The organism is Luethyella okanaganae, from assembly GCF_042660285.1.
In the GTDB taxonomy this organism is placed as follows: domain Bacteria; phylum Actinomycetota; class Actinomycetes; order Actinomycetales; family Microbacteriaceae; genus Luethyella; species Luethyella okanaganae.
Genome location: NZ_JBHSTP010000002.1, coordinates 119,869 through 142,976, shown reverse-complemented (window position 1 = coordinate 142,976; position 23,108 = coordinate 119,869). Strand labels below are relative to the sequence as shown.

General features: G+C 67.2%; 22 protein-coding genes. 15 read left to right on the top strand and 7 right to left on the bottom strand.

All coding sequences use genetic code 11. The features are described from left to right. The first annotated feature begins 91 nt into the window (after positions 1 to 91). From ACFQB0_RS08335 to ACFQB0_RS08295, 9 genes are all read left to right on the top strand, one after another. Positions 92 to 952, top strand: coding sequence for a nitrilase-related carbon-nitrogen hydrolase (locus tag ACFQB0_RS08335; RefSeq protein ID WP_386730070.1), 861 nt, complete (start codon positions 92 to 94; stop codon positions 950 to 952). A gap of 30 nt (positions 953 to 982) precedes the next feature. After that, on the top strand, positions 983 to 2,419 hold the full coding sequence (hydA, locus tag ACFQB0_RS08330; protein WP_386730068.1) for a dihydropyrimidinase: 1,437 nt from the start codon (positions 983 to 985) through the stop codon (positions 2,417 to 2,419). A 41-nt stretch (positions 2,420 to 2,460) separates the two neighbouring features. Beyond that, positions 2,461 to 3,516 (top strand): TIGR03842 family LLM class F420-dependent oxidoreductase, encoded by a 1,056-nt coding sequence (locus tag ACFQB0_RS08325; RefSeq protein WP_386730065.1) that lies wholly within the window; start codon positions 2,461 to 2,463, stop codon positions 3,514 to 3,516. Further along, positions 3,513 to 4,478 (top strand): ABC transporter permease, encoded by a 966-nt coding sequence (locus ACFQB0_RS08320; protein WP_386730063.1) that lies wholly within the window; start codon positions 3,513 to 3,515, stop codon positions 4,476 to 4,478. Before ACFQB0_RS08325 ends, ACFQB0_RS08320 begins: the two co-directional genes overlap by 4 nt. Next, on the top strand, positions 4,475 to 5,338 hold the full coding sequence (locus ACFQB0_RS08315) for an ABC transporter ATP-binding protein (RefSeq protein WP_386730060.1): 864 nt from the start codon (positions 4,475 to 4,477) through the stop codon (positions 5,336 to 5,338). The genes ACFQB0_RS08320 and ACFQB0_RS08315 overlap by 4 nt, the downstream gene beginning before the upstream one ends. After that, positions 5,335 to 6,105 (top strand): ABC transporter permease, encoded by a 771-nt coding sequence (locus ACFQB0_RS08310; RefSeq protein WP_386730057.1) that lies wholly within the window; start codon positions 5,335 to 5,337, stop codon positions 6,103 to 6,105. Before ACFQB0_RS08315 ends, ACFQB0_RS08310 begins: the two co-directional genes overlap by 4 nt. Positions 6,106 to 6,178: 73 nt before the next feature. After that, complete coding sequence (locus tag ACFQB0_RS08305; protein WP_386730054.1) at positions 6,179 to 7,324, top strand: ABC transporter substrate-binding protein; 1,146 nt, start codon at positions 6,179 to 6,181, stop codon at positions 7,322 to 7,324. 66 nt (positions 7,325 to 7,390) lie between these two features. Then, a complete protein-coding gene (locus ACFQB0_RS08300; protein ID WP_386730052.1) occupies positions 7,391 to 8,719 on the top strand; it encodes an aspartate aminotransferase family protein in 1,329 nt (442 codons plus the stop codon). 79 nt (positions 8,720 to 8,798) lie between these two features. After that, positions 8,799 to 10,298, top strand: a complete 1,500-nt coding sequence (locus tag ACFQB0_RS08295) for a CoA-acylating methylmalonate-semialdehyde dehydrogenase (RefSeq protein ID WP_386730050.1) — start codon at positions 8,799 to 8,801, stop codon at positions 10,296 to 10,298. 92 nt (positions 10,299 to 10,390) lie between these two features. Here the strand turns inward: ACFQB0_RS08295 and ACFQB0_RS08290 are convergent, their stop codons facing one another. Then, on the bottom strand, positions 10,391 to 11,323 hold the full coding sequence (locus ACFQB0_RS08290) for a LysR family transcriptional regulator (protein ID WP_386730049.1): 933 nt from the start codon (positions 11,321 to 11,323) through the stop codon (positions 10,391 to 10,393). A gap of 133 nt (positions 11,324 to 11,456) precedes the next feature. Here ACFQB0_RS08290 and ACFQB0_RS08285 point away from each other — a divergent pair, with 133 nt between their 5' ends. The 3 genes from ACFQB0_RS08285 to ACFQB0_RS08275 all read left to right on the top strand — a co-directional run bounded on the left by ACFQB0_RS08285 (position 11,457) and on the right by ACFQB0_RS08275 (position 14,269). Then, the gene (locus ACFQB0_RS08285) at positions 11,457 to 11,579 is read left to right on the top strand and encodes a hypothetical protein (RefSeq protein ID WP_386730046.1); all 123 of its coding nucleotides are present in this window, start codon (positions 11,457 to 11,459) and stop codon (positions 11,577 to 11,579) included. A gap of 256 nt (positions 11,580 to 11,835) precedes the next feature. Then, positions 11,836 to 12,390, top strand: a complete 555-nt coding sequence (gene pyrE / locus ACFQB0_RS08280; RefSeq protein ID WP_386730043.1) for an orotate phosphoribosyltransferase — start codon at positions 11,836 to 11,838, stop codon at positions 12,388 to 12,390. After that, positions 12,383 to 14,269: a hypothetical protein gene (locus ACFQB0_RS08275; RefSeq protein WP_386730040.1), complete on the top strand. Its 1,887-nt coding sequence runs from the start codon at positions 12,383 to 12,385 to the stop codon at positions 14,267 to 14,269. Before pyrE ends, ACFQB0_RS08275 begins: the two co-directional genes overlap by 8 nt. Positions 14,270 to 14,415: 146 nt before the next feature. Here ACFQB0_RS08275 and ACFQB0_RS08270 read toward each other — a convergent pair whose 3' ends face one another. The 4 genes from ACFQB0_RS08270 to ACFQB0_RS08255 form a co-directional block, all read right to left on the bottom strand. Then, on the bottom strand, positions 14,416 to 15,213 hold the full coding sequence (locus ACFQB0_RS08270) for an HAD-IIA family hydrolase (RefSeq protein ID WP_386730038.1): 798 nt from the start codon (positions 15,211 to 15,213) through the stop codon (positions 14,416 to 14,418). A gap of 331 nt (positions 15,214 to 15,544) precedes the next feature. Next, positions 15,545 to 16,189: a metal-dependent transcriptional regulator gene (locus ACFQB0_RS08265; RefSeq protein ID WP_386730036.1), complete on the bottom strand. Its 645-nt coding sequence runs from the start codon at positions 16,187 to 16,189 to the stop codon at positions 15,545 to 15,547. A gap of 46 nt (positions 16,190 to 16,235) precedes the next feature. Beyond that, positions 16,236 to 17,516 (bottom strand): ATP-binding protein, encoded by a 1,281-nt coding sequence (locus ACFQB0_RS08260; protein WP_386730034.1) that lies wholly within the window; start codon positions 17,514 to 17,516, stop codon positions 16,236 to 16,238. 83 nt (positions 17,517 to 17,599) lie between these two features. Next, a complete protein-coding gene (locus ACFQB0_RS08255) occupies positions 17,600 to 18,832 on the bottom strand; it encodes an Nramp family divalent metal transporter (protein ID WP_386731518.1) in 1,233 nt (410 codons plus the stop codon). 336 nt (positions 18,833 to 19,168) lie between these two features. On the opposite strand from ACFQB0_RS08255, the gene ACFQB0_RS08250 reads away from it, so the two are divergent. Then, positions 19,169 to 19,828: a TrmH family RNA methyltransferase gene (locus tag ACFQB0_RS08250; RefSeq protein ID WP_386731517.1), complete on the top strand. Its 660-nt coding sequence runs from the start codon at positions 19,169 to 19,171 to the stop codon at positions 19,826 to 19,828. Positions 19,829 to 19,935: 107 nt separating this feature from the next. On the opposite strand, the gene ACFQB0_RS08245 is transcribed toward ACFQB0_RS08250, so the two are convergent. Both ACFQB0_RS08245 and ACFQB0_RS08240 read right to left on the bottom strand, forming a co-directional pair. Next, positions 19,936 to 20,361: a DUF3052 domain-containing protein gene (locus ACFQB0_RS08245; protein ID WP_386730031.1), complete on the bottom strand. Its 426-nt coding sequence runs from the start codon at positions 20,359 to 20,361 to the stop codon at positions 19,936 to 19,938. A 161-nt stretch (positions 20,362 to 20,522) separates the two neighbouring features. Continuing rightward, positions 20,523 to 21,005: a trypsin-like peptidase domain-containing protein gene (locus ACFQB0_RS08240; protein WP_386731514.1), complete on the bottom strand. Its 483-nt coding sequence runs from the start codon at positions 21,003 to 21,005 to the stop codon at positions 20,523 to 20,525. A 163-nt stretch (positions 21,006 to 21,168) separates the two neighbouring features. On the opposite strand from ACFQB0_RS08240, the gene ACFQB0_RS08235 reads away from it, so the two are divergent. Continuing rightward, positions 21,169 to 21,672, top strand: coding sequence for a DUF3151 family protein (locus ACFQB0_RS08235; RefSeq protein ID WP_386730028.1), 504 nt, complete (start codon positions 21,169 to 21,171; stop codon positions 21,670 to 21,672). 5 nt (positions 21,673 to 21,677) lie between these two features. Next, complete coding sequence (locus ACFQB0_RS08230; protein ID WP_386730025.1) at positions 21,678 to 22,964, top strand: adenylosuccinate synthase; 1,287 nt, start codon at positions 21,678 to 21,680, stop codon at positions 22,962 to 22,964. Positions 22,965 to 23,108 lie beyond the last annotated feature (144 nt).

Here is a 23,108-nt window from a genome sequence, read left to right as displayed (position 1 = left end):
CCGGTTCGGCTCAACCGCTCGGCGTCGGTGACTGCAGGCAGTGCCATCGCCGGCTCGACCGTTTCGACTCGACAGCAGTGGAGGCAAAGGCATGACCGGCAGCAGTTCGACAATCCGCGCGGCGATCACCCAGGCCACCTGGACCGGCGACAAGGAATCGATGATCGCCAAGCACGAGGGATTCGTGCGTCAGGCCGCTGAGCAGGGGGTACAGGTGATCTGCTTCCAGGAGCTCTTCTACGGGCCGTACTTCGGCATCGTCCAGGACTCGAAGTACTACGAGTACGCCGAGTCGGTTCCCGGCCCGACCACCGAGCGGTTCGAGGCGCTCGCCAGAGAACACCGGATGGTGATTGTGCTCCCCGTCTACGAGGAGGAGCAGCCGGGCATCCTCTACAACACGGCCGCTGTCATCGACGCCAACGGAACGTACCTCGGCAAGTACCGCAAGCACCACATCCCGAACCTTGCGCAGTTCTGGGAGAAGTTCTACTTTCGTCCCGGCAACGCCGACTATCCCGTGTTCGACACCGCGGTCGGCAAGATCGGCGTGTACATCTGCTACGACCGGCATTTCCCCGAGGGATGGCGCGTGCTCGGCCTGAACGGCGCCCAGATCGTGTTCAATCCCTCGGCGACCAAGCCGGGCCTCTCCAACCGGCTCTGGCAGCTCGAGCAGCCCGCTGCCGCGGCGGCCAACCAGTACTACGTCGCCGCGAACAATCGCATCGGCACAGAGACCGAGGAGTTCGGGGACGACGCCGTCACCTTCTATGGCAGCTCCTATTTCGTCGATCCCCGTGGCAACTACGTGGGTGAGGTGGCGAGCACCGACACCGAGGAGATCGTCGTTCGCGATCTCGATCTCGGCCTCATCCGCGAGGTGCGCAACTCGTGGCAGTTCTACCGGGACAGGCGACCGGACTCCTACGGCCCGATCGTCGCTCCGTAACCGGCATCCGCGCAGAGGAGGCAGAGTCTGATGACCACGACACTCGTCACAGGCGGAACCGTCGTGAGCTCGACCGGCCGTGGCCGGGCCGATGTGCTCATCGACGGCGAGCGCATCGTCGCGGTACTGGAGCAGGGTAGCGTGCTGCTCGGCTCCGACCTCAAGGCGGGCGTCGATCGCGTGATCGACGCCACGGGAAAATACGTCATTCCGGGAGGGATCGACGCCCACACCCACATGGAGCTGCCGTTCGGCGGCACAGCGGCATCCGACACCTTCGAGACCGGAACCCGGGCTGCCGCCTGGGGCGGGACGACGACCATCATCGACTTCGCCGTGCAGAGCCACGGTCAGCGCGTGATGGACGGGCTCGCGGCCTGGCATGAGAAGGCCGCGGGAAACTGCGCCATCGACTACGGTTTCCACCAGATCATCGGCGATGTCGACGCCGACTCGCTGCAGGCCATGGACGGCCTCGTCGACGAGGGCGTCACGAGCTTCAAGCTGTTCATGGCGTATCCCGGGGTGTTCTACAGCGACGACGCGCAGATCCTGCGAGCGATGCAGAAGTCGCACGACACGGGACTGCTCACGATGATGCATGCCGAGAACGGCCCGGCGATCGATGTGCTCGTCGAGCAGTTGATCGCCCAGGGCAAGACAGACCCGTACTACCACGGAGTGGCCAGGGCCTGGCAGATGGAGGAGGAGGCGACGCACCGGGCGATCATGCTCGCCAATCTCACCGGGGCCCCGCTCTATGTCGTGCACGTCTCGGCCAAGCAGGCCGTCGAGCAGCTCGCCGCAGCGCGCGACGACGGCCAGAACGTCTTCGGCGAGACCTGCCCGCAGTATCTGTACCTCTCGCTCGAGGACAACCTCGGGGCTTCCAGTGCGGAGTGGGGCAACTTCGAGGGTGCCAAATGGGTGTGCTCGACGCCGCTGCGCTCCAGACACGAGCATCACCGGGACGAGCTGTGGAAGGCTCTGCGCACCAACGACCTGCAGATGGTCTCGACCGATCACTGCCCGTTCTGCATGAAAGGCCAGAAGGATCTCGGCCTGGGCGACTTCTCCAAGATCCCCAACGGCATCGGTTCCGTCGAGCACCGCATCGATCTGCTCTACCAGGGCGTCGTCGACGGTCGGATCTCGCTGGAGCGCTGGGTGGAGATCACGAGCGCGACGCCGGCACGGATGTTCGGCCTCTACGGCCGCAAGGGCGTCATCGCGCCGGGCGCGGATGCCGATGTGGTGATCTACGACCCAGACGGGCACACCTCCATCGGGTATGGCAAGAGTCACCACATGAGTATGGATCACTCGGCCTGGGAGGGTTACGAGATCGACGGTCATGTCGACACCGTGCTCTCGCGCGGCAAAGTCGTGATCGACGACGACGCCTACCTCGGCGTAGCGGGTGACGGACGCTTCGTCAAGCGCGAACTGAGCCAATACCTGATCTGAGTCACGAGCCGGTCAGGTCCGGAACCGAACTGAGGAGTCACATGGAATTCGGAGCAGTACTCCAGTGCAATCCGCCGTCGGCGCGGACGGTGCAGCTCGCCAAGCTCGCCGAAGACCACGGCTTCACGCACGTGTGGACCTTCGACTCGCATCTGCTGTGGCAGGAGCCGTATGTGATCTACAGCCGGATCCTGGCCGAGACGCGCAAGGTCATGGTCGGCCCGATGGTGACGAATCCGGCGACGCGCGACTGGACGGTCACGGCGTCGATCTATGCGACGCTCAACGAGATGTACGGCAACCGTACCATCTGTGGAATCGGGCGAGGCGACTCCGCGGTGCGGGTCACCAATGGGGCGCCGACGACGCTCAAGACGCTGCGCGAGTCGATCCACGTCATCCGCGAGCTCGCCAACTCGCGGCCGGTCGAGTACAACGGGGCCACCCTGCGGTTCCCGTGGAGCACCGGTTCGCAGCTCGAGGTATGGGTAGCCGCCTACGGCCCGCTCGCGCTCAAGCTCGCGGGTGAGGTCGGCGACGGCTTCATCCTGCAACTCGCCGACCTTGACATCGCGGCCTGGATGATCGCGGCCGTGCGGGATGCAGCCGACAACGCCGGGCGCGACCCGATGTCGATCACGTTCTGCATCGCCGCCCCGATGTACATCGGGGCGGACTGGGGGCACATGCGCGAGCAGTGCCGCTGGTTCGGCGGGATGGTGGGAAACCACGTGGCCGACATCGTGGCGAAGTACGGCGACCCTTCGACGGGCTCGGGCGGCGGTGGGGTGGGCTCGGGCAGCGGTGTGGTTCCGCAGGCGCTCACCGACTACATCCGCGGGCGCGAGGACTACGACTACAACGAGCACGGCCGGGCGGGCAACACCCACACCGCCTTCGTGCCCGACGAGATCGTCGACCGCTTCTGCGTGCTCGGCACGGCCGATGATCACATCGAGAAGCTCACCCGGCTCAAGGAGCTCGGCGTCGACCAGTTCGCCGGATACCTGCAGCACGACAACAAAGAGGAGACTCTGCGGGTCTACGGGGAGACCATCATCCCCGCCCTGTCTGAGCACATCACGGCGAAGGCATGACCGCCGGCGTGGCGCGCACGAGCTCCTACGGGCTGGCGGCCCCGAGCAGTGGGCCTTCGACGAGCCAAGCCGTGATCCGCGACCGCTCTCCCGGCCGGGCCTGGAGTCGCTTCGGCGTGGCTGCCGCCGGCATCCTGCTGCTGGCCGGGGCCTGGGAGCTCTACAAGTTTCTCGGGCCGGCCGATGGAGTCGTGATCGCGAGAGTCACGGTGCTTCCCCGCACGACGGATCTCGCGATGCCTCACGTCTTGGACATGGTCACCCGACTGTTCGAGCCCGTCTCGTCGGCTGCCGGTTCGCTGCCGATGTGGCTCGCCGTGCTGCAGGCGTCGGCCTTCAGCCTCGGCATCGCCGCGGTCGGCTGGTTCACCGGCCTCGCCGTCGGGTTGCTGCTCGCTCTGCTCATGCAGCGTTTCCGCACAGCCGAATCCGCGTTGCTGCCCTGGATCATCCTCAGCCAGACCGTTCCGCTCATCGCGCTCGCGCCGCTCGTGCGACGGTGGGGGTCTCAGCTCGAGTTCGGGGATCTCCAGTGGCAGAACTGGATGTCGGTCGCGCTCATCGCCTCTTATCTGGCGTTCTTCCCAGTCTCGATCGGCGCGCTGCGGGGGCTCGGCTCGCCCGACACGAACCACGTCGAGCTCATGCACAGCTATGCCGTCGGCTGGTGGCGCACCCTCCTGCGGCTCCGGCTGCCGGCTAGCGTGCCCTACCTCCTGCCGGCATTGCGTCTCGCAGCGGCATCCGCCGTGATCGGCACGATCGTCGCCGAAGTGTCGATCGGGCTGCGTGGCGGGATCGGCCGCATGATCGTGGAGTTCGCCGCGGCAGCCGGCGGCGACCCGGCCAAGCCGTGGGCGCCCATCTTCGGAGCTGTGCTCGTCGGACTGGTCGCCGCCGGCTGCGTCGGAGTACTCGGGCTTTTCCTGCGCCGATACCGTCGAGGAGAGGTGCCAGCATGATCGAGTCCGTTCCGGCCGGGTCCGGCGTCGCGTCGACCGATCCTCTCGACGCCGGATCGCCCGCCGTGGTCGTCTCGGGAGTAGGTCGCATCTTCGCGGGCAAGAGGGCCGAGAGAGCGGTGAACGCGCTCGAGCAGATCGACCTCGTTGTCGCTCCGGGCGAGTTCGTCTCGCTGATCGGCCCATCGGGTTGCGGCAAGAGCACGCTTCTGCGCCTCATCGCGGATCTCGACACCCCCACGGCCGGAACCATCACCGTGTTCGGCAAGAGTGCGCGTCAGGCGCGCATCGACCAGGAGTACGGCATCGCGTTCCAGCAGGCCGGACTGCTGCCGTGGCGTTCCGTCGCGGCCAACATCGAGCTCCCGCTCGAACTGCACGGGGTCGGCGCCGCGGTGCGCAAAGCCCGTGCCTCGGAACTGCTCGAACTCGTCGGCCTGGGGGACTTCGCCGAGAAGTTCCCCGACCAGCTCTCCGGCGGCATGCAGCAGCGCGTCGCGATCGCTCGTGCCCTCGCCGAGCGTCCCAGGCTGCTCCTCATGGACGAGCCCTTCGGAGCCCTCGACGAGATGACTCGCGAGCGCATGCAGAACGAGCTCGTGCGCATCTGCGCAGAGACCGGCGCCGCGGTGGTATTCGTCACGCACTCGATCCCCGAGGCGGTGTTCCTCTCCGACCGTGTCGTCGTGATGTCGCCGCGGCCCGGGCGCATCCGCGAGGTGCTGCCGGTCAAGCTCGGCACCGCAGACGCCCGAGGTGAGGCGCTGCGCGAGCACGCCGCCTTCTTCGAGTCGGTCGGCGCGGTTCGCGAACTGCTCCACGGGGCGCCGACGTCGGGTGCATTGGGGGTCGAGCGATGAAGGGCTCCGTCGCCCGGGGTCGGGCGGTCGCGGCCCCACTCGTGCTCGGCCTCGGCGCCGTGGTCATCTGGCAGCTGTCTGTGATTCTGCTGCAGATCAAGCCGTTCGTGCTGCCGAGTCCTGTCGCGATCGGAACGCAGTTCGCGAACAACCTGCCCACGGTGTGGGAAACGTCGGTCGTGACCGGTGCGAACGCCATCGTCGGCCTCCTCATAGGCGGCATCCTCGGCGTGTCGTTCGCGACCGTCGCGGCTGTCGCGCCCGTCGTCGACGAGCTGTCCGTCGCGGTCGTCGCCGCGCTCGCGGTCATCCCCATCGTCGCACTCGCCCCCGTGCTCTACACGATGTTCGGGGCTGGTGCAGAGACCGCGCGGCAGATCGTCGCGGGGATCGCCGTCTTCATCCCCGTCTACCTGAACTCGTTGCGCGGCCTGCGCCAGGTGCGTGCCGTGCATCGCGATCTGATGAAGGTCTACGCGGCGAGTCCATGGCAGGCCACCCGAGCCATCACCCTGCCCACGGCGCTGCCGTTCGTCTTCACGGGGCTGCGCGTCGCCTCGTCGCTCGCCGTCATCTCGGCCCTCGTCGCCGAGTATTTCGGTGGCCCGGTCGGCGGCCTCGGCAAGGCGATCACCTCGGCGGCGAGCGCGAGCAACTACGCGCTCGCCTGGGCCTACGTGCTCGGCTCGATCGTGCTCGGACTCGTGTTCTACTGCGTCACCCTCGGTCTCGAAAGCCTCGCCTCCCGGCACCGTCCGGCCGCCTAGACGTCCGTCCTGAACTCACGACGGCGAAGCACCACACCATGTCAGCACCAGTCAGCACCAGAAGGAGGAACAGATGAAGCACAGCACGAAGCTCATCACCGGGATCGGCGCGCTCGCCGCGGCATCCGCGTTGATTCTGAGCGGATGCAGCGCAAGCGGGCCGGCCACCGACAGCGGCAGTGGCGGCGGACTCACTCCCGTGAAGCTCCAGCTCCAGTGGTTCGCACAGGCGCAGTTCGCCGGTTACTATGCGGCCGTCGACCAGGGCTATTTCGAGGATGAGGGCCTCGACGTCGAAATCCTCGAGGGCGGGGCGGACATCGTTCCACAGGATGTGCTCGCCGCCGGCGATGCCGACTACGCGATCTCCTGGGTTCCCAAGGTGCTCGGATCGATCGAGCAGGGAGCCAACATCACCGACGTCGCGCAGATCTTCGAGCGCAGCGCCACGACGCAGATCTCGTTCACGGACAAGAACATCACCACCCCGGCCGACCTCAAGGGCAAGAACGTCGGCAGCTGGGGTTACGGCAACGAGTGGGAGCTCTTCGCCGGCATGCAGAAGGACGGCGTGCAGTTGAGCGACATCTCGCTCGTGCAGCAGGCCTTCGACATGAATGGATTCCTCGCGGGCGACATCGACGCCGCACAGGCGATGACCTACAACGAGTACGCCCAGGTGCTCGAGACGATCAACCCGACGACCGGCAAGCTCTACCAGCCGTCCGAGCTCAACGTCATCAACTGGAACGATGTCGGCACGGCCATGCTGCAGGACGCGATCTGGGCGGATGCGGACCGGCTCGCCGCCGACACGGCCTACCAGGACACGACGGTCAAGTTCATCAAGGCCGCGATCAAAGGCTGGATCTTTGCGAAGGACAACCCCGAGAAGGCCGCGGAGATTGTCACGGCATCCGGATCGACGCTCGGCGCGAGCCATCAACTGTGGATGACGAACGAGGTCAACAAGCTGATCTGGCCGTCGGCCGCTGGCATCGGGCTGATCGACAAGGCCTCGTGGCAGCAGACGGTCGACATCGCCATGAAGACGAAGAACGAGACCGGCGCGACCATCATCACGGCAGAACCGCCGACGACCGCCCACACCAACGAGTACGTGCAGAAGGCATTGGATGAGCTCCTGGCGGACGGCGTCGACGTGAAGGGTGCGGATTTCGCGCCCATCGAGGTCACCCTCACCGAGGGTGGCAACTAGTAGTCCGTACCGGCGCGGCGTGCGGCATCAGCGCACGCCGCGCCGCAAATGAAAGATGGAACAGACATGTCAGACACCCCGAGGCCGGAGCTCGACGAGCTCGCTCGTGAACTCGACCGGGCGCACGTGTTCCACTCCTGGTCGGCTCAGGCCGGTCCCGACCCTCTCGTCATCGCCGGCGGCACAGGCTCCCGCGTCTGGGATCATGCCGGACGCCGCTACCTCGACTTCTCGAGCCAGTTGGTCAACGTGAACATCGGGCACCAGCATCCTGCCGTCGTCGCCGCGATCAGGGAACAGGCCGAGCTGCTGACGATGGTGTCGCCGGCGACCGCCAACCTGGCTCGCGGTGAGGCGGCCAAGCGCATCGCCGCCCGGGCGCCAGCGGGGTTCGAGAGGGTGTTCTTCACGAACGGTGGCGCGGATGCCAACGAGAACGCGATCCGCCTCGCTAGGCTGCACACGGGTCGGGACAAGGTGCTCTCGACGTATCGCTCCTACCACGGCAATACCGGCGCGGCCATCGTCTCGACGGGTGACTGGCGGCGTTTTCCCAACGAGTTCGCGCGGGGGCACGTGCACTTCTTCGGCCCCTACCTCTATCGCAGCGAGTTCTGGGCGGAGACGCCGGAGCAGGAGTCGGAACGTGCTCTGCGTCACGTGGAGCGCGTGGTGCAGAGCGAGGGCGCCACGACGATCGCGGCCATCCTGCTCGAGACGATTCCCGGCACGGCCGGTGTGCTCATCCCGCCGCCCGGCTACCTCGTGGGGGTTCGGGCGATCGCTGATCGCTATGGCATCATGCTCATCCTCGACGAGGTTATGGCGGGGTTCGGTCGAACCGGGCGCTGGTTCGCCTTCGACGGCTACGACGTCGTGCCCGATCTGATCACCTTCGCCAAAGGAGTCAATTCCGGCTACGTGCCGGCGGGCGGAGTGGTCATCTCGGAGCCGATCGCACGCGACTTCGACGAGACCGTCTTTCCCGGCGGGCTCACCTACAGTGGGCATCCGCTCGCCATGGCATCGATCGTCGGCGCACTCGACGCGATGGAGTCGGAGGGCATCGTCGAGAACGCAGCGCGCGTGGGCAGAGAACTGCTCGCAGACGGTCTCGCTCACCTCGCCGAGCGGCATCCGCTCGTCGGTGAGGTGCGCGGTGAGGGCGTCTTCTGGGCGCTCGAGCTCGTGGCCGACCGTGAGACGCGCGAGCCGGTGAGCGCGGCCGTGATGGCCCGGCTGAAGGCCGAGCTTCTGCGGCGCGGACTGCTGCCATTCCTCGCCGACAACCGCATCCACGTCGTGCCGCCGTGCGTCGTCACCGACGACGAGGTCGCTGAGGCGCTCGCGATCTACGACGAGGTGCTCGGCCTCGATCTGCCGTCAGCCGGCTGAGCATGCCGGAACCCGGCCGCATCCCGTTGCTCGTCAGAGACCTCGCTCGTCGGAGATAGACAATTAAAAGGAGTCATTCATGACCGACATCCCCGTGCTCGACCACTGGATCGACGGCGCGAGCGTCGCGGGCGAGTCCGCCCGTACCGCCCCCGTCTTCGACCCGGCGAAGGGCGTCGTGCAGAAGAATGTGCGACTCGGCACTGCCGCCGATGTCGCAACGGCCGTCGCGGCCGCCCTGACCGCGTTCCCGGCATGGAGCGATACCTCGATCGGCAAACGTCAGCAGGTGATCTTCGCATTCCGAGAGCTGCTCGGCCAACGCAAGTCCGAGCTCGCGGAGATCCTCACCGCAGAGCACGGCAAAGTGCTCTCCGACGCGGCCGGCGAGATCGCCCGCGGGCTCGAGGTGGTCGAGTTCGCTACCGGCATCCCGCAATTGCTGAAGGGCGAGTACTCCGAGAACGTGTCGACCGGCGTCGACGTCTACTCCGTGCGTCAGCCGCTGGGGGTCGTTGGTGTCATCAGTCCGTTCAACTTTCCGGCGATGGTGCCGATGTGGTTCTTCCCGATCGCGATCGCGGCGGGAAACACGGTCGTGCTCAAGCCGAGCGAGAAAGACCCGTCAGCAGCCAATTGGATGGCGGCGCTCATGAAAGAGGCGGGGCTGCCCGACGGCGTGTTCAACGTCGTCCACGGCGACAAAGAGGCGGTGGACGCACTGCTCGTGCATCCTGACATCGCCTCGATCTCCTTCGTCGGCTCCACCCCGATCGCGCACTACATCTATGAGACGGCGAGCGCCAACGGCAAGCGGGTGCAGGCCCTCGGCGGGGCGAAGAACCATATGCTCGTGCTGCCGGATGCCGACCTCGATCTGACCGCCGACGCCGCCGTCAACGCCGGCTTCGGCTCGGCCGGCGAGCGCTGCATGGCGATCAGCGTCGTGCTCGCCGTCGACTCGGTCGCCGATGAGCTCGTCGCCAAGGTGAAGGAGCGCATGGCCACCTTGCGCACGGGCGACGGCCGCCGGTCCTGCGACATGGGACCGCTCATCACGCGGGCGCATCGCGACAAGGTGGCGACCTATATCGACGTCGCCGCAGCCGACGGTGCGACGGTCGTCGTGGACGGTCGGGTCGTAGAGGTCGACGGCGACGCATCCGGATTCTGGCTCGGCCCGACGCTCATCGACAACGTTCCCACCGACTCGAAGGTCTACACGGAGGAGATCTTCGGCCCGGTGCTCTCGATCGTGCGCGTCGCGGGCTATGACGAGGGCCTCGCCATCATCAACGACAGTCCGTACGGCAACGGCACCGCCATCTTCACGAACGATGGCGGCGCGGCGCGGCGGTTCCAGCGTGAAGTGCAGGTCGGCATGATCGGCATCAACGTGCCGATCCCCGTGCCTGTCGCCTACCACTCCTTCGGTGGCTGGAAGGCCTCACTGTTCGGCGACGCCAAAGCGTACGGTCGGCAAGGCGTGCAGTTCTTCACGCGCGAGAAGGCTGTGACCTCACGGTGGCTCGACCCGAGCCACGGTGGCATCAACCTCGGGTTCCCGAGGAGCCATTGAGCGTGCCGTGCCCGGCATGATGTCGAAGAGCTGCAGATCGCCCGCCGGCATCGGCCTCTCGGGGATGCCTGGCGACATACCTGCCTTTCGCCCTATCCTGGGCGGGCGGCCGGGGCGTGCGCGGCCTGCACGCGGGTGGCGTGCGAGAGCAGCGCGTCGGCGACGGTGCGCACGGCGAGTCGCTCGGCGATATCCGGACGCATGAGCGCCACGATCTGACGCTCGGCGTCGACGCCGAGCAGGGGTTTGAGCACAAGGCGGGCGGCCTGGCTGCCGCCTGATGTATACCGTGGAACGAGGGCGATGCCCAGGCCGGCCGTGATGAAAGCCTCGACGACGTGCATGTCGGAGAATCGCTGCGTGACGGTCGCCCGTCGCCCCACGATCTGCTCGATCTCGTGCAGGATCCGCTCGAAAGGAAACCCAGCCGGCACGCCCAGCCAGGTCTCGTCTATGACGTCGTCCGGTGTGAGGAAAGGGCGCTCGGCGAGACGATGGCCGAGCGGAAGGCCCACGTCGAGGGGCTCGGTCATGAGCGGCAGCACGCGCAAGCCCCGACCGCCCCAGGCGATCTGGCCGCGCATCGTGTGCGCGAGCACGATGTCGTAGTCGGCGGTGAGGGCGGGGAAGTCGGCGAGCTCAGGGTCGAGGTCGGTACAGCGCACGACGAGGCCGGGAACGGTGGCGAGGTCTTGCAGCGCGCCGGGCAGCAGCATCTGCCCGGCCGTCGGAAAGGTGACGAGGCTCACCTCGCCGCTCGGATGGTTGCGGAACTCGTCCCACAGGGCGGATGCCCGTTCGAGAGCGACCGAGACGTCTACAGCGCTGCGGGCGAGAGCGTGCCCCGCACTCGTCAGCACGATGCCGCGCCCAGAGCGCTCGGTGAGCGGCATGCCGGCCTCGCGTTCGAGAACCTTGAGCTGCTGCGACACCGCGGACGGCGTGCGGTGGGTCGCGACTGAGACCGCCGTGATGCTCCCGCGTTCGGCGAGCTCACGCAGCAGATCGAGGCGGCGCACATCCATGTAGTCAAACTATATGGTCAGCGCATAATTATGCGATTGTGCTGCACGGTTTATCGGCGTGTAATGGACGGGGTCGAATACGCGCAATGGGGCATCCAGAACTCGACGAATCCAACTCTTGAAAGGCACTGACGTGTTTGCATTCCTCGTCGTTCTCGGCATCATCGCCGCCGCCGCGATCATCGGCGGCCTCATGCTCGTCGCTCGCGACGGTTACGGTCGCGTTCCCGAGCGTTCGTTCGTTCGCATCTTCTGAGTGGTCGGCATCGCCTGAACATCGGCGGATGCCGCGCCAACGTGCCGTCCGGATGGCCAGCTCGCTGCGGGAGAGGCCGAGGTGATTGGCCTGCTGCGACGGCATTCTCTCCCGCCTGCATCCGCTCCGGCCGATAGAACCTCGCCGCGAGGGGCTCGCGATCTTCCCCATGCGGTTGCCGTCGTGTGAGAGCCGCAGCCGGGCGAACCGCCGTTCTAGAAGCGTCTTCTTCGGTGTGGGCAATAGAGTTGTGGGCGTGACAGATGCACGACAGCAGCTCATCGACTACATTTCGGCCGAGGCCGTGTTCCACGGTGACTTCATCCTCACGAGCGGCAAGAAGGCGAGCTACTACGTCGACCTGCGCAAGGTGAGCCTCGACCATCGCGTTGCGCCGCTCATCGGACAGGTCATGCTCGACCTCATCGCCGAGGTTCCGGATGTCGCCGCCGTCGGCGGAATGACCATGGGTGCAGACCCCGTCGCCGCCGCCATTCTGCACCAGGGTGTCGCCCGCGGCGCCTCCTACGACGCATTCGTCGTGCGCAAGGAGCCCAAAGACCACGGGCGCGGCAAGCAGGTGGAGGGGCCTGAACTCGCGGGCAAGCGCGTGATCGTGCTCGAGGACACCTCCACGACGGGCGGTTCCCCGCTCGCAGCGATCGAGGCCCTCGAAAAGGCCGGTGCCGAGATCGCGGCCGTCGCCGTCGTCGTCGATCGCGACACCGGGGCCCGTGAGGTGATCGAAGCGGCCGGATACCGCTATTACTCCGCGATCGGCCTGAAAGATCTGGGGCTCTCCGATGGCTGACGAACGCGACGAGCACGCGGGCCTCGAGCCCGAGCTGGGCGGAACCGACTGGCTGCTCTCGCAGTTGAACGGCGGACGGAATGCGGCCTCCGCTGCGGGCGCTGGCAGACCCGAGACCGGCGAGGATGCCACCGCGGACGCCGCCGACGGAGGCCGACAGGGTGCCCGGCCGATCACGGAGCCGGCTTCGGCCGGAGCTCCCGTGGCCGATGCGCCACCGATCGAGCCCATCGCCCCCACGACAGCGGGTCCCGCCCCGGCGCCGACGGTCTCGTTCGCGCCGCTCGAAGCCGCGCCCATCGAGCCGGCCCTCCCCGCCGAGACGACCGTCCCGTTCCCGCAGTCCCCGGTCGCGGCGACAACTCCGCCATTCGGGACCACCCAGCCCGACTTCTTCGAGACCGCTGAACCCGCCGCTCTCCCTGGTGCCGCCTCGCGCCCCGCCTCGCCCGTGGTTCCGAGCTATCCGCCCGCACCCCCGGCCTTCGTCCCGGCGAGCTACCCGGCTTTTCCCGGCGAAGTACCGCCGGTCGCCCCAGGGGCCAAGGCCTCGTCATTTCAGCCTCCGGCTCAGACCGATGCGGACGCAGAGCCACCGTTGTTCCAGCCTCGGGCGGCTCCGGCCGAGACTCGCGGTGCCGCGCAACCGCCGTTGTTCCAGCCCCCTGCTCCGCCGGATGAGCATCCGGCCGTCACTGCGCCGATTCCCGCGGTGCCGATCACCCTGTCGACGGATTCGGGGCCTCTGCCGCGCGCGTCTGAACCGGACCCTTCGGCGGACATCGAGCCGGATGCGGGAAGGCCTGGCAAAGCGGGTTTCACCTGGGGTCTCAACCCCGGAGACGCGGTGCCTACGCCGGCGCAGACCGCCGCGCCTGTCCCGGTCGCGCCTGTCCCGGTCGAGGAGCCGAAGCCGGAACCACCTCTCGCTGAACGGTCGCTCCAACCGCCAGAGCCTGCCGCCGGAGCGGGCTCTGACGACGATCTCGCCTATTGGCTCGCGCCGAGCGTGGCCCGTGAGCCGGACGCCGTCGACCGAGGCGGCGATGCCGCTCTGGAGGCCGATACGCCGACGATGCGTCTCGAGCAGTCGCAGTACCTCGACAAGACTGCGGCCACTCCAGAGGTCTCCGCCTCTGCGCTGCCTCCCGTCGGATTCGCGTCCGCCGCCGCTCCCACTGTTTCGGCTTCGATCGGCGCCCCTGGGCCAGAAGTTTTCACTGCCGCATCCGCGATCCAGCCACCCTCTGGGCCTGTCGCGCGTTCCGGCTCCAGAGCAGCTAGCAGGCCGGCGAGGGGGAGCAAGCGCACGACGCGCACGCTGATCTGGCTGGCATCCGCTCTCCTCCTCGCCGTGGTGCTGATCGGTCTGTATGTCTTCGGCACCAAGCTGCCTGCTCTCTTCGGGGGCCAACCGGTCGCGGCTCCTCCCTCGGCGACGACGAGTGAGACGCCGACGCCGACCCCGCCTCCCGTGCCGACAGGGCCGCAGGCCGCGGGAACGCACGACTGGGACACCCTCTTCGGCGGAGAATGCATCGATCCGTTCACATCGCCGTGGGACGGGACCTTCACGGTCGTCGACTGCGGTGCACCGCATCGTTCCCAGCTCGTCTATCGCGGCTCCTTCGTCGGCGACGCGGCGACCGTGTTCCCCGGCGAGGAGGCGCTCGCCTCGCAGATCAATCTGTTGTGCAGTGCCCCCGGTGTCATCGACTTCACCGCGGCGGCGCCGTTCCCCGATCTGCAGCTCCAGGGCAGCTACCCGGTCACCGCCGAGCAGTGGACGGCCGGGCAGCGCAACTATTACTGCTTCATCACGCGATCGTCGGGTGAGCCGATAACCGCGAGCGTGGCAGGTCCCGGCCCGGCGGCATGAGCGTGAGCGACGCGCTCATCGCCGTCGGCTCGCATCCCCGTCTCCTGGGCTGAGTTCCGCGCCATTTCGCGCCTTTCGCGCCGTTACCGCTGGCGCGGAAGGCACGAAATGGCGCGCATGACCCAGTCGCGGCGTCGCGGTACGCCTCAGAGATCGCTTTCGATGGGCTCGGAATGCACCAGCTCGTGCACTCCGCTCAGGATCTCGTCGGGGCGGAACGGATAGCGGTCGATCTCAGCCTGGTCGCTGATGCCCGTGAGCACGAGGATCGTGTGCAGGCCCGCCTCGATGCCCGCGACGATGTCGGTGTCCATCCGGTCGCCGATCATCGCCGTGTTCTCGGAGTGCGCGCCGATCTTGTTCATGGCGGAGCGGAACATCATCGGGTTCGGCTTCCCGACGACGTAGGGATCCTTGCCGGTCGCCTTCGTGATGAGGGCCGCGATGGCGCCGGTCGCCGGGAGCGGGCCGTCGGCGCTTGGTCCCGTGGCGTCCGGATTCGTGACGATGAATCGCGCACCGTCGATGATGAGGCGGATCGCCTTGGTGATCGCCTCGAAGGAATAGTTGCGCGTCTCGCCGACGACCACATAGTCGGGACTCGTCTCGGTCATGATGAAGCCGGCCTCGTGGAGCGCGGTGGTGATGCCAGCCTCGCCGATCACGAAGGCCGAACCGCCGGGGATCTGTGAGGTGAGGAAGGCCGCTGTGGCGAGCGCGCTCGTCCAGATCGCCTCCTCGGGCACGATGAGGCCCGAGGCGCGCAGCCGGGCGCTCAGGTCGCGCGGCGTGAAGATCGAATTGTTGGTCAGCACGAGGTGTGGTGCGCCCTCCTGGCGCCACTGCTCCAGGAGTTCCGCAGCTCCTGGCAATGGGTGGTTCTCGTGCACGAGCACACCGTCCATGTCGGTGAGCCAGCATTCGATCTCGTCGCGTCTCCCCATCTGCATCCTTTCGTCGATGTCTCAACCCTAGGGCGGATGCCGTGCCCACGGGTTAACGCGGTGTCACGGTTGCGTTTCCGCGCGATGGTCGGAATACATGCTCCGTGCCGTGCGCCATTTTCTGCGTTCTGCGCCGTCGGAAGTGGCGTGGAATGCGGGAAATGGCTGGTGGTGCGAGCGGAGAGGCGGGGGCTGGTGGTGCGAGCGGAGAGGATGCTGCTCGGGTGCGAGCGGGTGCGAGCGGGTGCGAGCGGGTGCGAGCGGGTGCGAGCGGGTGCGAGCGGGTGGCGGTGGATGCGAGCGGGGGCCGTTGGGGTGGACGCGGACGGGGCTACGACGTCACCCAGATCGACGCGTGGGTCTCGGGTGCGAGCGGAACCTCGGCGCCCGATGGCAGGCGCACGACGCCTGCATCCAGAAGTGTGAGCACGGCGTCGAGGCCGATTCCGTGTTCGGTGAGCAGGCGCAGCACTTCGGGGTCGCGGTCGCTGATGCGCACGACCGCACCGGTGTGGCCGGTCGCGGCGTCTGCCAGCAGCACGGTGCCGATGCGCGTGACGATCCCATCGGCCGAGGGGATCGGGTCGCCGTGCGGGTCGCGGCTCGGATGCCCGAGACGGGCGTCGATCGCCGTCAGCAGGCGGTCGCTCAGCGCGTGCTCGAGCACCTCGGCCTCGTCGTGCACGGCGTCCCAGGTGTACCCCATCTCGCGCACGAGCCAGGTCTCGATGAGCCGGTGACGTCGCACGACGTCGAGCGCCCGGCGGGTTCCGACATCCGTCAGTACGACCGCGCCGTAGGGAACATGGTGCACGAGCTCCTGCGCCGCCATCTTCTTCACCATCTCGGTGACCGACGATGGCGCCACTCCGAGCCGGCCGGCGAGCACCGACGGCGTGACGGGCTCCGGCTGCCACTCGGTGTGCGCGTAGATGGTCTTGAGGTAGTCCTCGACGGCTGGCGTGGTGTGCTTCATGGCCAGCCCAGACTATCGGCAGGCCGAAAACCTCACACCCGGCGTCTCACACCCGGGCGAGAAGCTCGATGTCCTCGAGGAACTCGGCGGCGATCTCCGCAGACACGGTCGTCCTCGTCGAACGGATGGCCTCCACGTAGTCGTTCGTGCTCGGGCCGTGCACGCCACCCGACACGGCGGAGAGGGCATCCTCGAACGCGCTCTGGGACGCCCTGCGTGCGGCGTACTCGATGTCGGCAGGGGAGAAGCCGGCGCTCTTCTCGACGAGCATGTCGAGGTTCACCGTGTCGACGATCGCCGATGGCACGTAACGCTGCCAGATCGCGAGTCGGGCCGCATCGTCGGGCAGGCCGATCGGAATCACGTAGTCGAAGCGACCATGGCGCAGGAACGCGGTGTCGAGCGCGCGGATGAAGTTCGTGGCGCACACGAGCAGGCGGCCGGGTTGCTCGCGGAAGGCCGGAATGATCTTGAGCAGCTCGTTCGTCACCCCCTGCAGCGCCGACGGCGGCTCGCCCTGACGCTGGGCCGCGATCTCTTCGACCTCGTCGATGAACACGACTGCGTGCTCGAGCTCGGAGATCTTGAGGAACGTCTCCCGCAGGGCTCCGGCCAGGCCGCGGGGGTCAGCCGCGAGGCGCGAGGGGAACACCTCGACGAACGACCATTCCAGGCGCGACGCGATCGCCTTGGCGAAGGTCGTCTTTCCCGTTCCCGGCGGGCCGAAGAGCACGACGGCACGTGGTGGCACGACCCCGTATTCCTCCGCGACATCGGGTTCGGCGAGCGGCATCACGAGGCGCCGCTCCAGCAGTTCCTTCTCGCGCTGCATGCCGCCGACGGACTCCCAGAGGTCCCGCGGCAGAATCCGCCCGCCGAGTTCTCTCAGCGAGCTGAGCTCCTGGCGTTGCACCGGAATCCGGCGCTCGAAGTAGCGCAGATTCTTCTTGACCTCGAAGCCCTGGTGCAGGAAGGCGTCGACCCGGGTCTCGCCTTCGGGGATGAGGGTCGAGAGCTTGGTCAGCCCGTGCGGCGCCATGCTCTTCTCGAGCGCGGCGAGCATGGCAGAACCGATTCCACGGTTGCGCCATTCCTCGGCGGTCGCGAGGAACACGATCCAGCCCTGATCGTGCGCTGCCCGACCGACGGCGGCGCCGACGACCTCGTCTCCGTGGACGGCGACGACGGCGTGGTCCTTCTGACAGGAGGCCAGCACCTCGGAGAGCGCGTAGACCGGTTCGGCCTTGGCCGCCCGTAGCGCCTCCCAGAGATGGAGAATACCGTCAAGGTCGTCCGCATGAAACTCCCTGAGCCGCCAGCCCGTCATTCCAGCTCCCTCGTCTCGGTGATCCGCGCCTCAATCTACGGCCAACGCGGCCGTGCCGGTGCCGGTGTTGCGCAGAAAGGCCATCAGGAGCCCGTGAAGACGAGCGCGAGCAAGGTCACATTGAGGGCGACGAGAAGCACGGATGCCGTGAGGCCGGCAACCGTGGTGAGCCATCGGTTGCGGTACTCGCCCAGCACCCCGGCCTGGGTTGTGACCCACACGAGAGGGATGAGCGCGAACGGGATGCCGAACGACAGTACCACCTGGCTGAGCACGAGCGCCTGTGTGGGTTCGAAGCCGCTGCCGAGGATGACGAGCGCGGGGATGAGGGTGACCAGGCGGCGCAACAGGATTGGGATGCGCACATGCAGCAGGCCGTGCATGATCTCGGCGCCTGCGTAGGCGCCCACCGAGGTGGACGCGAGCCCGGAGGCGAGCAGGCCGACGGCGAACAGGGTCGCCACGACCGCTCCCATCGACTGCTCGAGAGCCACGTACGCGCCCTCGAGGCTGTCGGTGCCCGCCATGCCCTGCAGGCTCGCGGCCGCGAGCAGCAGGATGCACAGATTGACCGAGCCCGCGATGACCATCGCGATCGAGACGTCCCACCGAGTGGCCGTGAGCAGACGGCGCGTCGTGAGGGAGGGGTCCCGCCCGACCCAACGGTCGCGGGCGAGGGCCGAGTGTGCGTAGATCGCATGCGGCATAATCGTCGCGCCGAGAATCGAGGCGGCGAGCAGCACCGAGTTCGCGCCGTCGAAGCGTGGGACGAGCCCCCCGAGCACTCCGCCCGGTTCCGGTGGCGCGATGAAGACGCCGGCGCTGAAACCGATCGCGATGATGGCGAGCAGGCCGATGATGAGGCGCTCGAAGGTGCGCGGTCCGTGGCGCGTCTGCACCGCGAGTACGGCCATCGAGACGGTGCCTGTGATGATTCCGCCCCAGATGAGCGGCAGATTGAAGAGCAGGTTGAGGGCGACGGCGCCGCCGATGATCTCGGCGAGGTCGGTGGCCATCGCCACGAGTTCCGCCTGCAGCCAGTAGGCGCGACGGGCGAAGCGATTGCCGATGCGCTCGCCGAGCAGCTCGGGCAGGCTCTTGCCCGTGACGACTCCAAGCTTGGCGGAGAGGTACTGGATGAGCCATGCCATTGTGTTGCCGGCCACGACCACCCAGACGAGCAGGTAGCCGTACTCGGCCCCAGCGGTCATGTTGCTCGCGACGTTGCCCGGGTCGAGATAGGCGACACCGGCGACGAGCGCAGGGCCTAGCAACCAGAGAATACGGTGTCCGGGTGCGACGGAGCTGCGCGACATCCGCTGGTCGACGGCGATCTCGCTTTCAGATATTTTAGGCATGCCTAAATATTAGTCATATTTAGGCAGGCCTAAAAGCTCCTCTCGCATTTTTCTCGCGGAGGGGACCATGCCGAGGGACTCGTGGCCTGACGGCCGCGCGGGGAGACTCGTGGCCCTGACGGCCGCGCCAGCGGACTCGTGGTTTCGAAGGCCGGAGTGCTGCGTCGACGGCGAGGTCGGCGGACGTGTCGGTGGCTGCGTCGAAGCGGGCCGCATCGGATAGCCGCATCGGGATACATTTGAGCGGTGGAAGAACAGCGGCCAGACGACGCGGAGCCGAGGGTTCCTGGGGCCGTGGATCGGCCGGAAGACCATGCGGCAGCGGCGGATGGGAACCCGAGCCACGAGCTCAGCACTCACGGGGTCGGGCCGTGGCGGGGAGAGTGGCCGGACGATCCTCACTACGACCAAGAGCTCCTACGCCATGGCGACACTCGCAATGTCATCGACCGCTATCGCTACTGGAGCATGGACGCCATCGTCGCCGACCTCGACGAGCACCGGCATCCATTCCACGTCGCCATCGAGAACTGGCAGCACGACATGAACATCGGCTCGATCGTGCGCAGTGCCAACGCCTTCGCAGCCGACACCGTGCACATCGTTGGCCGCAAGCGTTGGAACAAGCGCGGTGCGATGGTCACCGATCGCTACCAGCACGTCATGCACCACACGGATGTCGCCGCCTTCCTCGCCTGGGCGCGTTCCGATGGCCTACCCGTCGTCGCCGTCGACAACGTGACCGGTTCCGTGCTCATCGAGACCTTCGACTGGCCGGAGCGGTGCGTGCTGCTCTTCGGCCAGGAGGGACCGGGGCTCTCGCAGGAGGCCATGATGGCTGCCGACGTGATCGTCGAGATCTCGCAGTTCGGCAGCACCCGCTCCATCAACGCGAGTGCCGCGGCGGCCGTCGCCATGCACTCCTGGGTGCTGCAGCACGCCTTCGGGCGGTGAGGTGCCGCGGTCGTGAGTCGTGAGTCGTGAGTCGTGGGTCCATGGGTCGCGGACCCCCACCCCTCGAGACTGCGTGAATCGTCGAAAAGAGCCCCCTATCCGACGATTCACGCAGTCTCGAGGGGGTTGTGGTGTGAGCGGTGCCTCCGCCATACGATCTTCAGGCCCGACCAGGCGTCGTCGAGCGCGGCGACCTTGATGTCGACGAGGCCGAGTTCCAGTGCGCCGTCGCGCACGATGTTCTCGGTCATGGCGCTCACGTGTCCCGTCGCCTTGCGTGGCCATGCCACCCAGATGCATCCGTCAGGATGGATGCGTTCGGCGAGCTTCGGCAGCTCGTGCAGATAGTCGGCCGGTTCGCGGTAGAACGCGAGCAGGTGAGTTGCCTCGCCCTTGTCTGCTTCAGTCGGCAGCCAGCGCACCGCCGGCGCATCCGGCACCTGCCAGCCAGACGGCGCATGCACGAGCTGAGCGATGGACTCGTCCGTGAGCCCGAGCTTCTTCCAGAGCGGGGTTCCCGAGTATCCGGTCATGGTGCCATCGTAGCGACAGCACTTGAGCAGCCCTCACTTTGGGGGCAAAAGGGAGCAGCGCTAATCGTGTTCCGGCATTGTCGATCATGTCGCTCGAGTGCTTTGATTGGGACACGAGCACCCTCGTAGCCCAAGAGGATTCGTCTCGTTCGAGGCCGTGGTTACCCGAGCCCGGCCTCGAACGGGCAACTCTTCAGGATGCTGTCGCACAGCCGTTCGAGCCGAACCGCATAGTAGGCGTCGTTGAGTTCCGTGTAGTTCCCGCTCGTCACCGCGATCACCTTGCCTCGCAGGTTGAAGAGCGCTCCACCGGAGGAGCCGCCGTTGGTCGCGGCATCCGTCTGGTACTCGCGGTCGTCGAGGTAGGAGATGATGCCGGAGGTGACGGTGCCCCAATAGTCGTCGGCCGACGACACTGTGAAGACCTCCTCGCCGAGCTCTGCGGACGTCGCCGTCGCGACCGGTTCGAACGGAGGAGGCGACCGCGCACAGTAGGGCGACCAGCGGCGAGCACGAGGGCTGCTATGGCGAGACCTCGGCCCGGTTGCGGCGCGGGGGCGGCAGGCGCGTTCGGCGGCTGCACGAGGTTCTGAATGGGTGAGGAGCCGGGGTAGGCGGTGTAACCGGGATGCTCGGGAGCTGATCGATCGTACTGCAGCACGTCGCTCTGCAGCTGCGGCTGCAGCAGCGGCTGGGTTCGGGAGGCGGGCGGCTGGCCCGGCAGAGGAGGGTTCGGCGTCGGCAGAGAACGCGGGTCTCCGGGTGTCACGCTCATGTTCCCACGGTAGTGCCGCGATAAGGTGGAGTGTGACTGGCGACGATTCGCTCGGCTCCGCCGAGACACAGCTGCCCGAGATGGCGTCCGTGCGCGACGCTCTGGTTTCGACGAGCCGCGAGGACGTCGCGGAACTCGTCCTTCGGTATCCCGCATCGCCGCTCGTCTGGGCGGAGCTCGCGAACGTCGTCCACTCCGAGGGTCGTCTGCTCGAGTCCTACGCCTACGCGAGTGTCGCCCACCAACGTGGTCTCGACGCCTTGCGCGCCGTCGGCTGGAACGACGGTGACGCCGTTCCGTGGAGCCACGAGCCCAATCGCGGCATCCATCGGGCTGCCTATGCCTTGCGTCGGGCTGCGTTCGCGATCGGCGCCCACGACGAGGGCAACCGGTTGAGCGACTTCCTCCAGGCTGCCGATCCGGACGCCATTGCCCGCATCGAGGCGGAGCACACGTCGACCCAGCTCCTCGCCGTGATCAAGCCGGGGGCCGTAGCGCCGCCCACCGAAGCCTTCGTCATTCGAGGAGAGGACTAGCGGACATGCCAGCGATCGTTCTGATCGGCGCTCAATGGGGCGATGAGGGCAAAGGCAAAGCGACCGACCTGCTCGGTTCCCGCGTCGACTACGTGGTGAAGTTCAACGGCGGGAACAACGCCGGGCACACCGTCGTGGTCGGTGACGAGAAGTACGCGCTGCACCTGCTGCCCTCCGGCATCCTGACCCCCGGGGTCACGCCCGTCATCGCGAACGGGGTCGTCGTCGACATCGAGGTTCTCTTCGACGAGCTCGAGGCGCTCAACTCGCGCGGGGTCGACGTGTCCAAGCTCAGGGTCAGTGCCAACGCGCACGTCATAACGAGCTACCACCGCACCCTCGACAAGGTCACGGAGCGCTTCCTGGGCAAGCGCCAGATCGGAACCACCGGCCGTGGGATCGGGCCGAGCTACGCCGACAAGATCAACCGGGTCGGCATCCGCATTCAGGACATCTTCGACGAGAACATTCTGCGTCAGAAGGTCGAGGGCGCGCTCGACCAGAAGAACCATCTGCTCGTCAAGGTCTACAACCGCCGGGCCATCACCGTCGATGAGGTCGTGGAAGAGCTTCTGAGCTATGCCGACCGGCTGCGGCCCATGGTCGCCGACACCTCGCTGCTGCTCAACGACGCGATCGTCGGCGGCAAGACCGTGCTCTTCGAGGGCGGCCAGGCGACGATGCTCGACGTCGACCACGGCACCTATCCCTTCGTCACCTCGTCGAATGCCACCTCCGGAGGCGCCGTCACCGGTTCCGGAGTCGCCCCGAACAAGATCGACCGGGTCATCGCCGTCGTCAAGGCGTACACGACGCGGGTCGGCGCCGGGCCGTTCCCGACCGAACTGTTCGACGACTCTGGCGAGTTCCTGCGCGCCAAAGGGTTCGAGTTCGGCACCACGACGGGCAGGCCGCGACGCACCGGTTGGTACGATGCGCCCATCGCACGCTACACGGCACGCATCAACGGCGTCACCGACTTCGTGCTGACCAAGCTCGACGTGCTCACGGGACTCACGACGATTCCCGTCTGCGTGGCCTACGACATCGAGGGACGCCGCGTCGAGGAGGTTCCCGTCTCGCAGACCGACTTCCACCACGCGAAGCCGATCTACGAGGAGTTCCCCGGCTGGTCGGAGGACATCACGGGCGTGCGCGAGTTCTCGGAGTTGCCGAAGAATGCGCAGGACTACGTGCTCGCGATCGAGACGATGAGCGGTTCGCGCGTCTCGGCGATCGGTGTCGGCCCCGGCCGCGACGCGATCGTCGTACGCCACGATCTCCTCGACTGACGGCCCCGTGGCGTCGCCTCGCGGCGTGCTGCTCTCGATCACCGGTCTCGTGTCGCTCGGTCACCTCCGCTGCCCGGCGTTGAAGCCGGTAGGGCAGCCGTGGTTCGGGCATCGGCTACGCGATTTCGAGGCCGGCATGGCCTG

Excerpts from the sequence above, each read along its gene's own strand:
- ACFQB0_RS08335 (WP_386730070.1), top strand. The coding sequence starts at position 92 with ATGACCGGCAGCAGTTCGACAATCCGCGCGGCGATCACCCAGGCCACC.
- hydA (WP_386730068.1), top strand. The coding sequence starts at position 983 with ATGACCACGACACTCGTCACAGGCGGAACCGTCGTGAGCTCGACCGGC.
- ACFQB0_RS08325 (WP_386730065.1), top strand. The coding sequence starts at position 2,461 with ATGGAATTCGGAGCAGTACTCCAGTGCAATCCGCCGTCGGCGCGGACG.
- ACFQB0_RS08320 (WP_386730063.1), top strand. The coding sequence starts at position 3,513 with ATGACCGCCGGCGTGGCGCGCACGAGCTCCTACGGGCTGGCGGCCCCG.
- ACFQB0_RS08315 (WP_386730060.1), top strand. The coding sequence starts at position 4,475 with ATGATCGAGTCCGTTCCGGCCGGGTCCGGCGTCGCGTCGACCGATCCT.
- ACFQB0_RS08310 (WP_386730057.1), top strand. The coding sequence starts at position 5,335 with ATGAAGGGCTCCGTCGCCCGGGGTCGGGCGGTCGCGGCCCCACTCGTG.
- ACFQB0_RS08305 (WP_386730054.1), top strand. The coding sequence starts at position 6,179 with ATGAAGCACAGCACGAAGCTCATCACCGGGATCGGCGCGCTCGCCGCG.
- ACFQB0_RS08300 (WP_386730052.1), top strand. The coding sequence starts at position 7,391 with ATGTCAGACACCCCGAGGCCGGAGCTCGACGAGCTCGCTCGTGAACTC.
- ACFQB0_RS08295 (WP_386730050.1), top strand. The coding sequence starts at position 8,799 with ATGACCGACATCCCCGTGCTCGACCACTGGATCGACGGCGCGAGCGTC.
- ACFQB0_RS08290 (WP_386730049.1), bottom strand. The coding sequence starts at position 11,323 with ATGGATGTGCGCCGCCTCGATCTGCTGCGTGAGCTCGCCGAACGCGGG.
- ACFQB0_RS08275 (WP_386730040.1), top strand. The coding sequence starts at position 12,383 with ATGGCTGACGAACGCGACGAGCACGCGGGCCTCGAGCCCGAGCTGGGC.
- ACFQB0_RS08270 (WP_386730038.1), bottom strand. The coding sequence starts at position 15,213 with ATGGGGAGACGCGACGAGATCGAATGCTGGCTCACCGACATGGACGGT.
- ACFQB0_RS08265 (WP_386730036.1), bottom strand. The coding sequence starts at position 16,189 with ATGAAGCACACCACGCCAGCCGTCGAGGACTACCTCAAGACCATCTAC.
- ACFQB0_RS08260 (WP_386730034.1), bottom strand. The coding sequence starts at position 17,516 with ATGACGGGCTGGCGGCTCAGGGAGTTTCATGCGGACGACCTTGACGGT.
- ACFQB0_RS08255 (WP_386731518.1), bottom strand. The coding sequence starts at position 18,832 with ATGTCGCGCAGCTCCGTCGCACCCGGACACCGTATTCTCTGGTTGCTA.
- ACFQB0_RS08245 (WP_386730031.1), bottom strand. The coding sequence starts at position 20,361 with ATGACCGGATACTCGGGAACCCCGCTCTGGAAGAAGCTCGGGCTCACG.
- ACFQB0_RS08230 (WP_386730025.1), top strand. The coding sequence starts at position 21,678 with ATGCCAGCGATCGTTCTGATCGGCGCTCAATGGGGCGATGAGGGCAAA.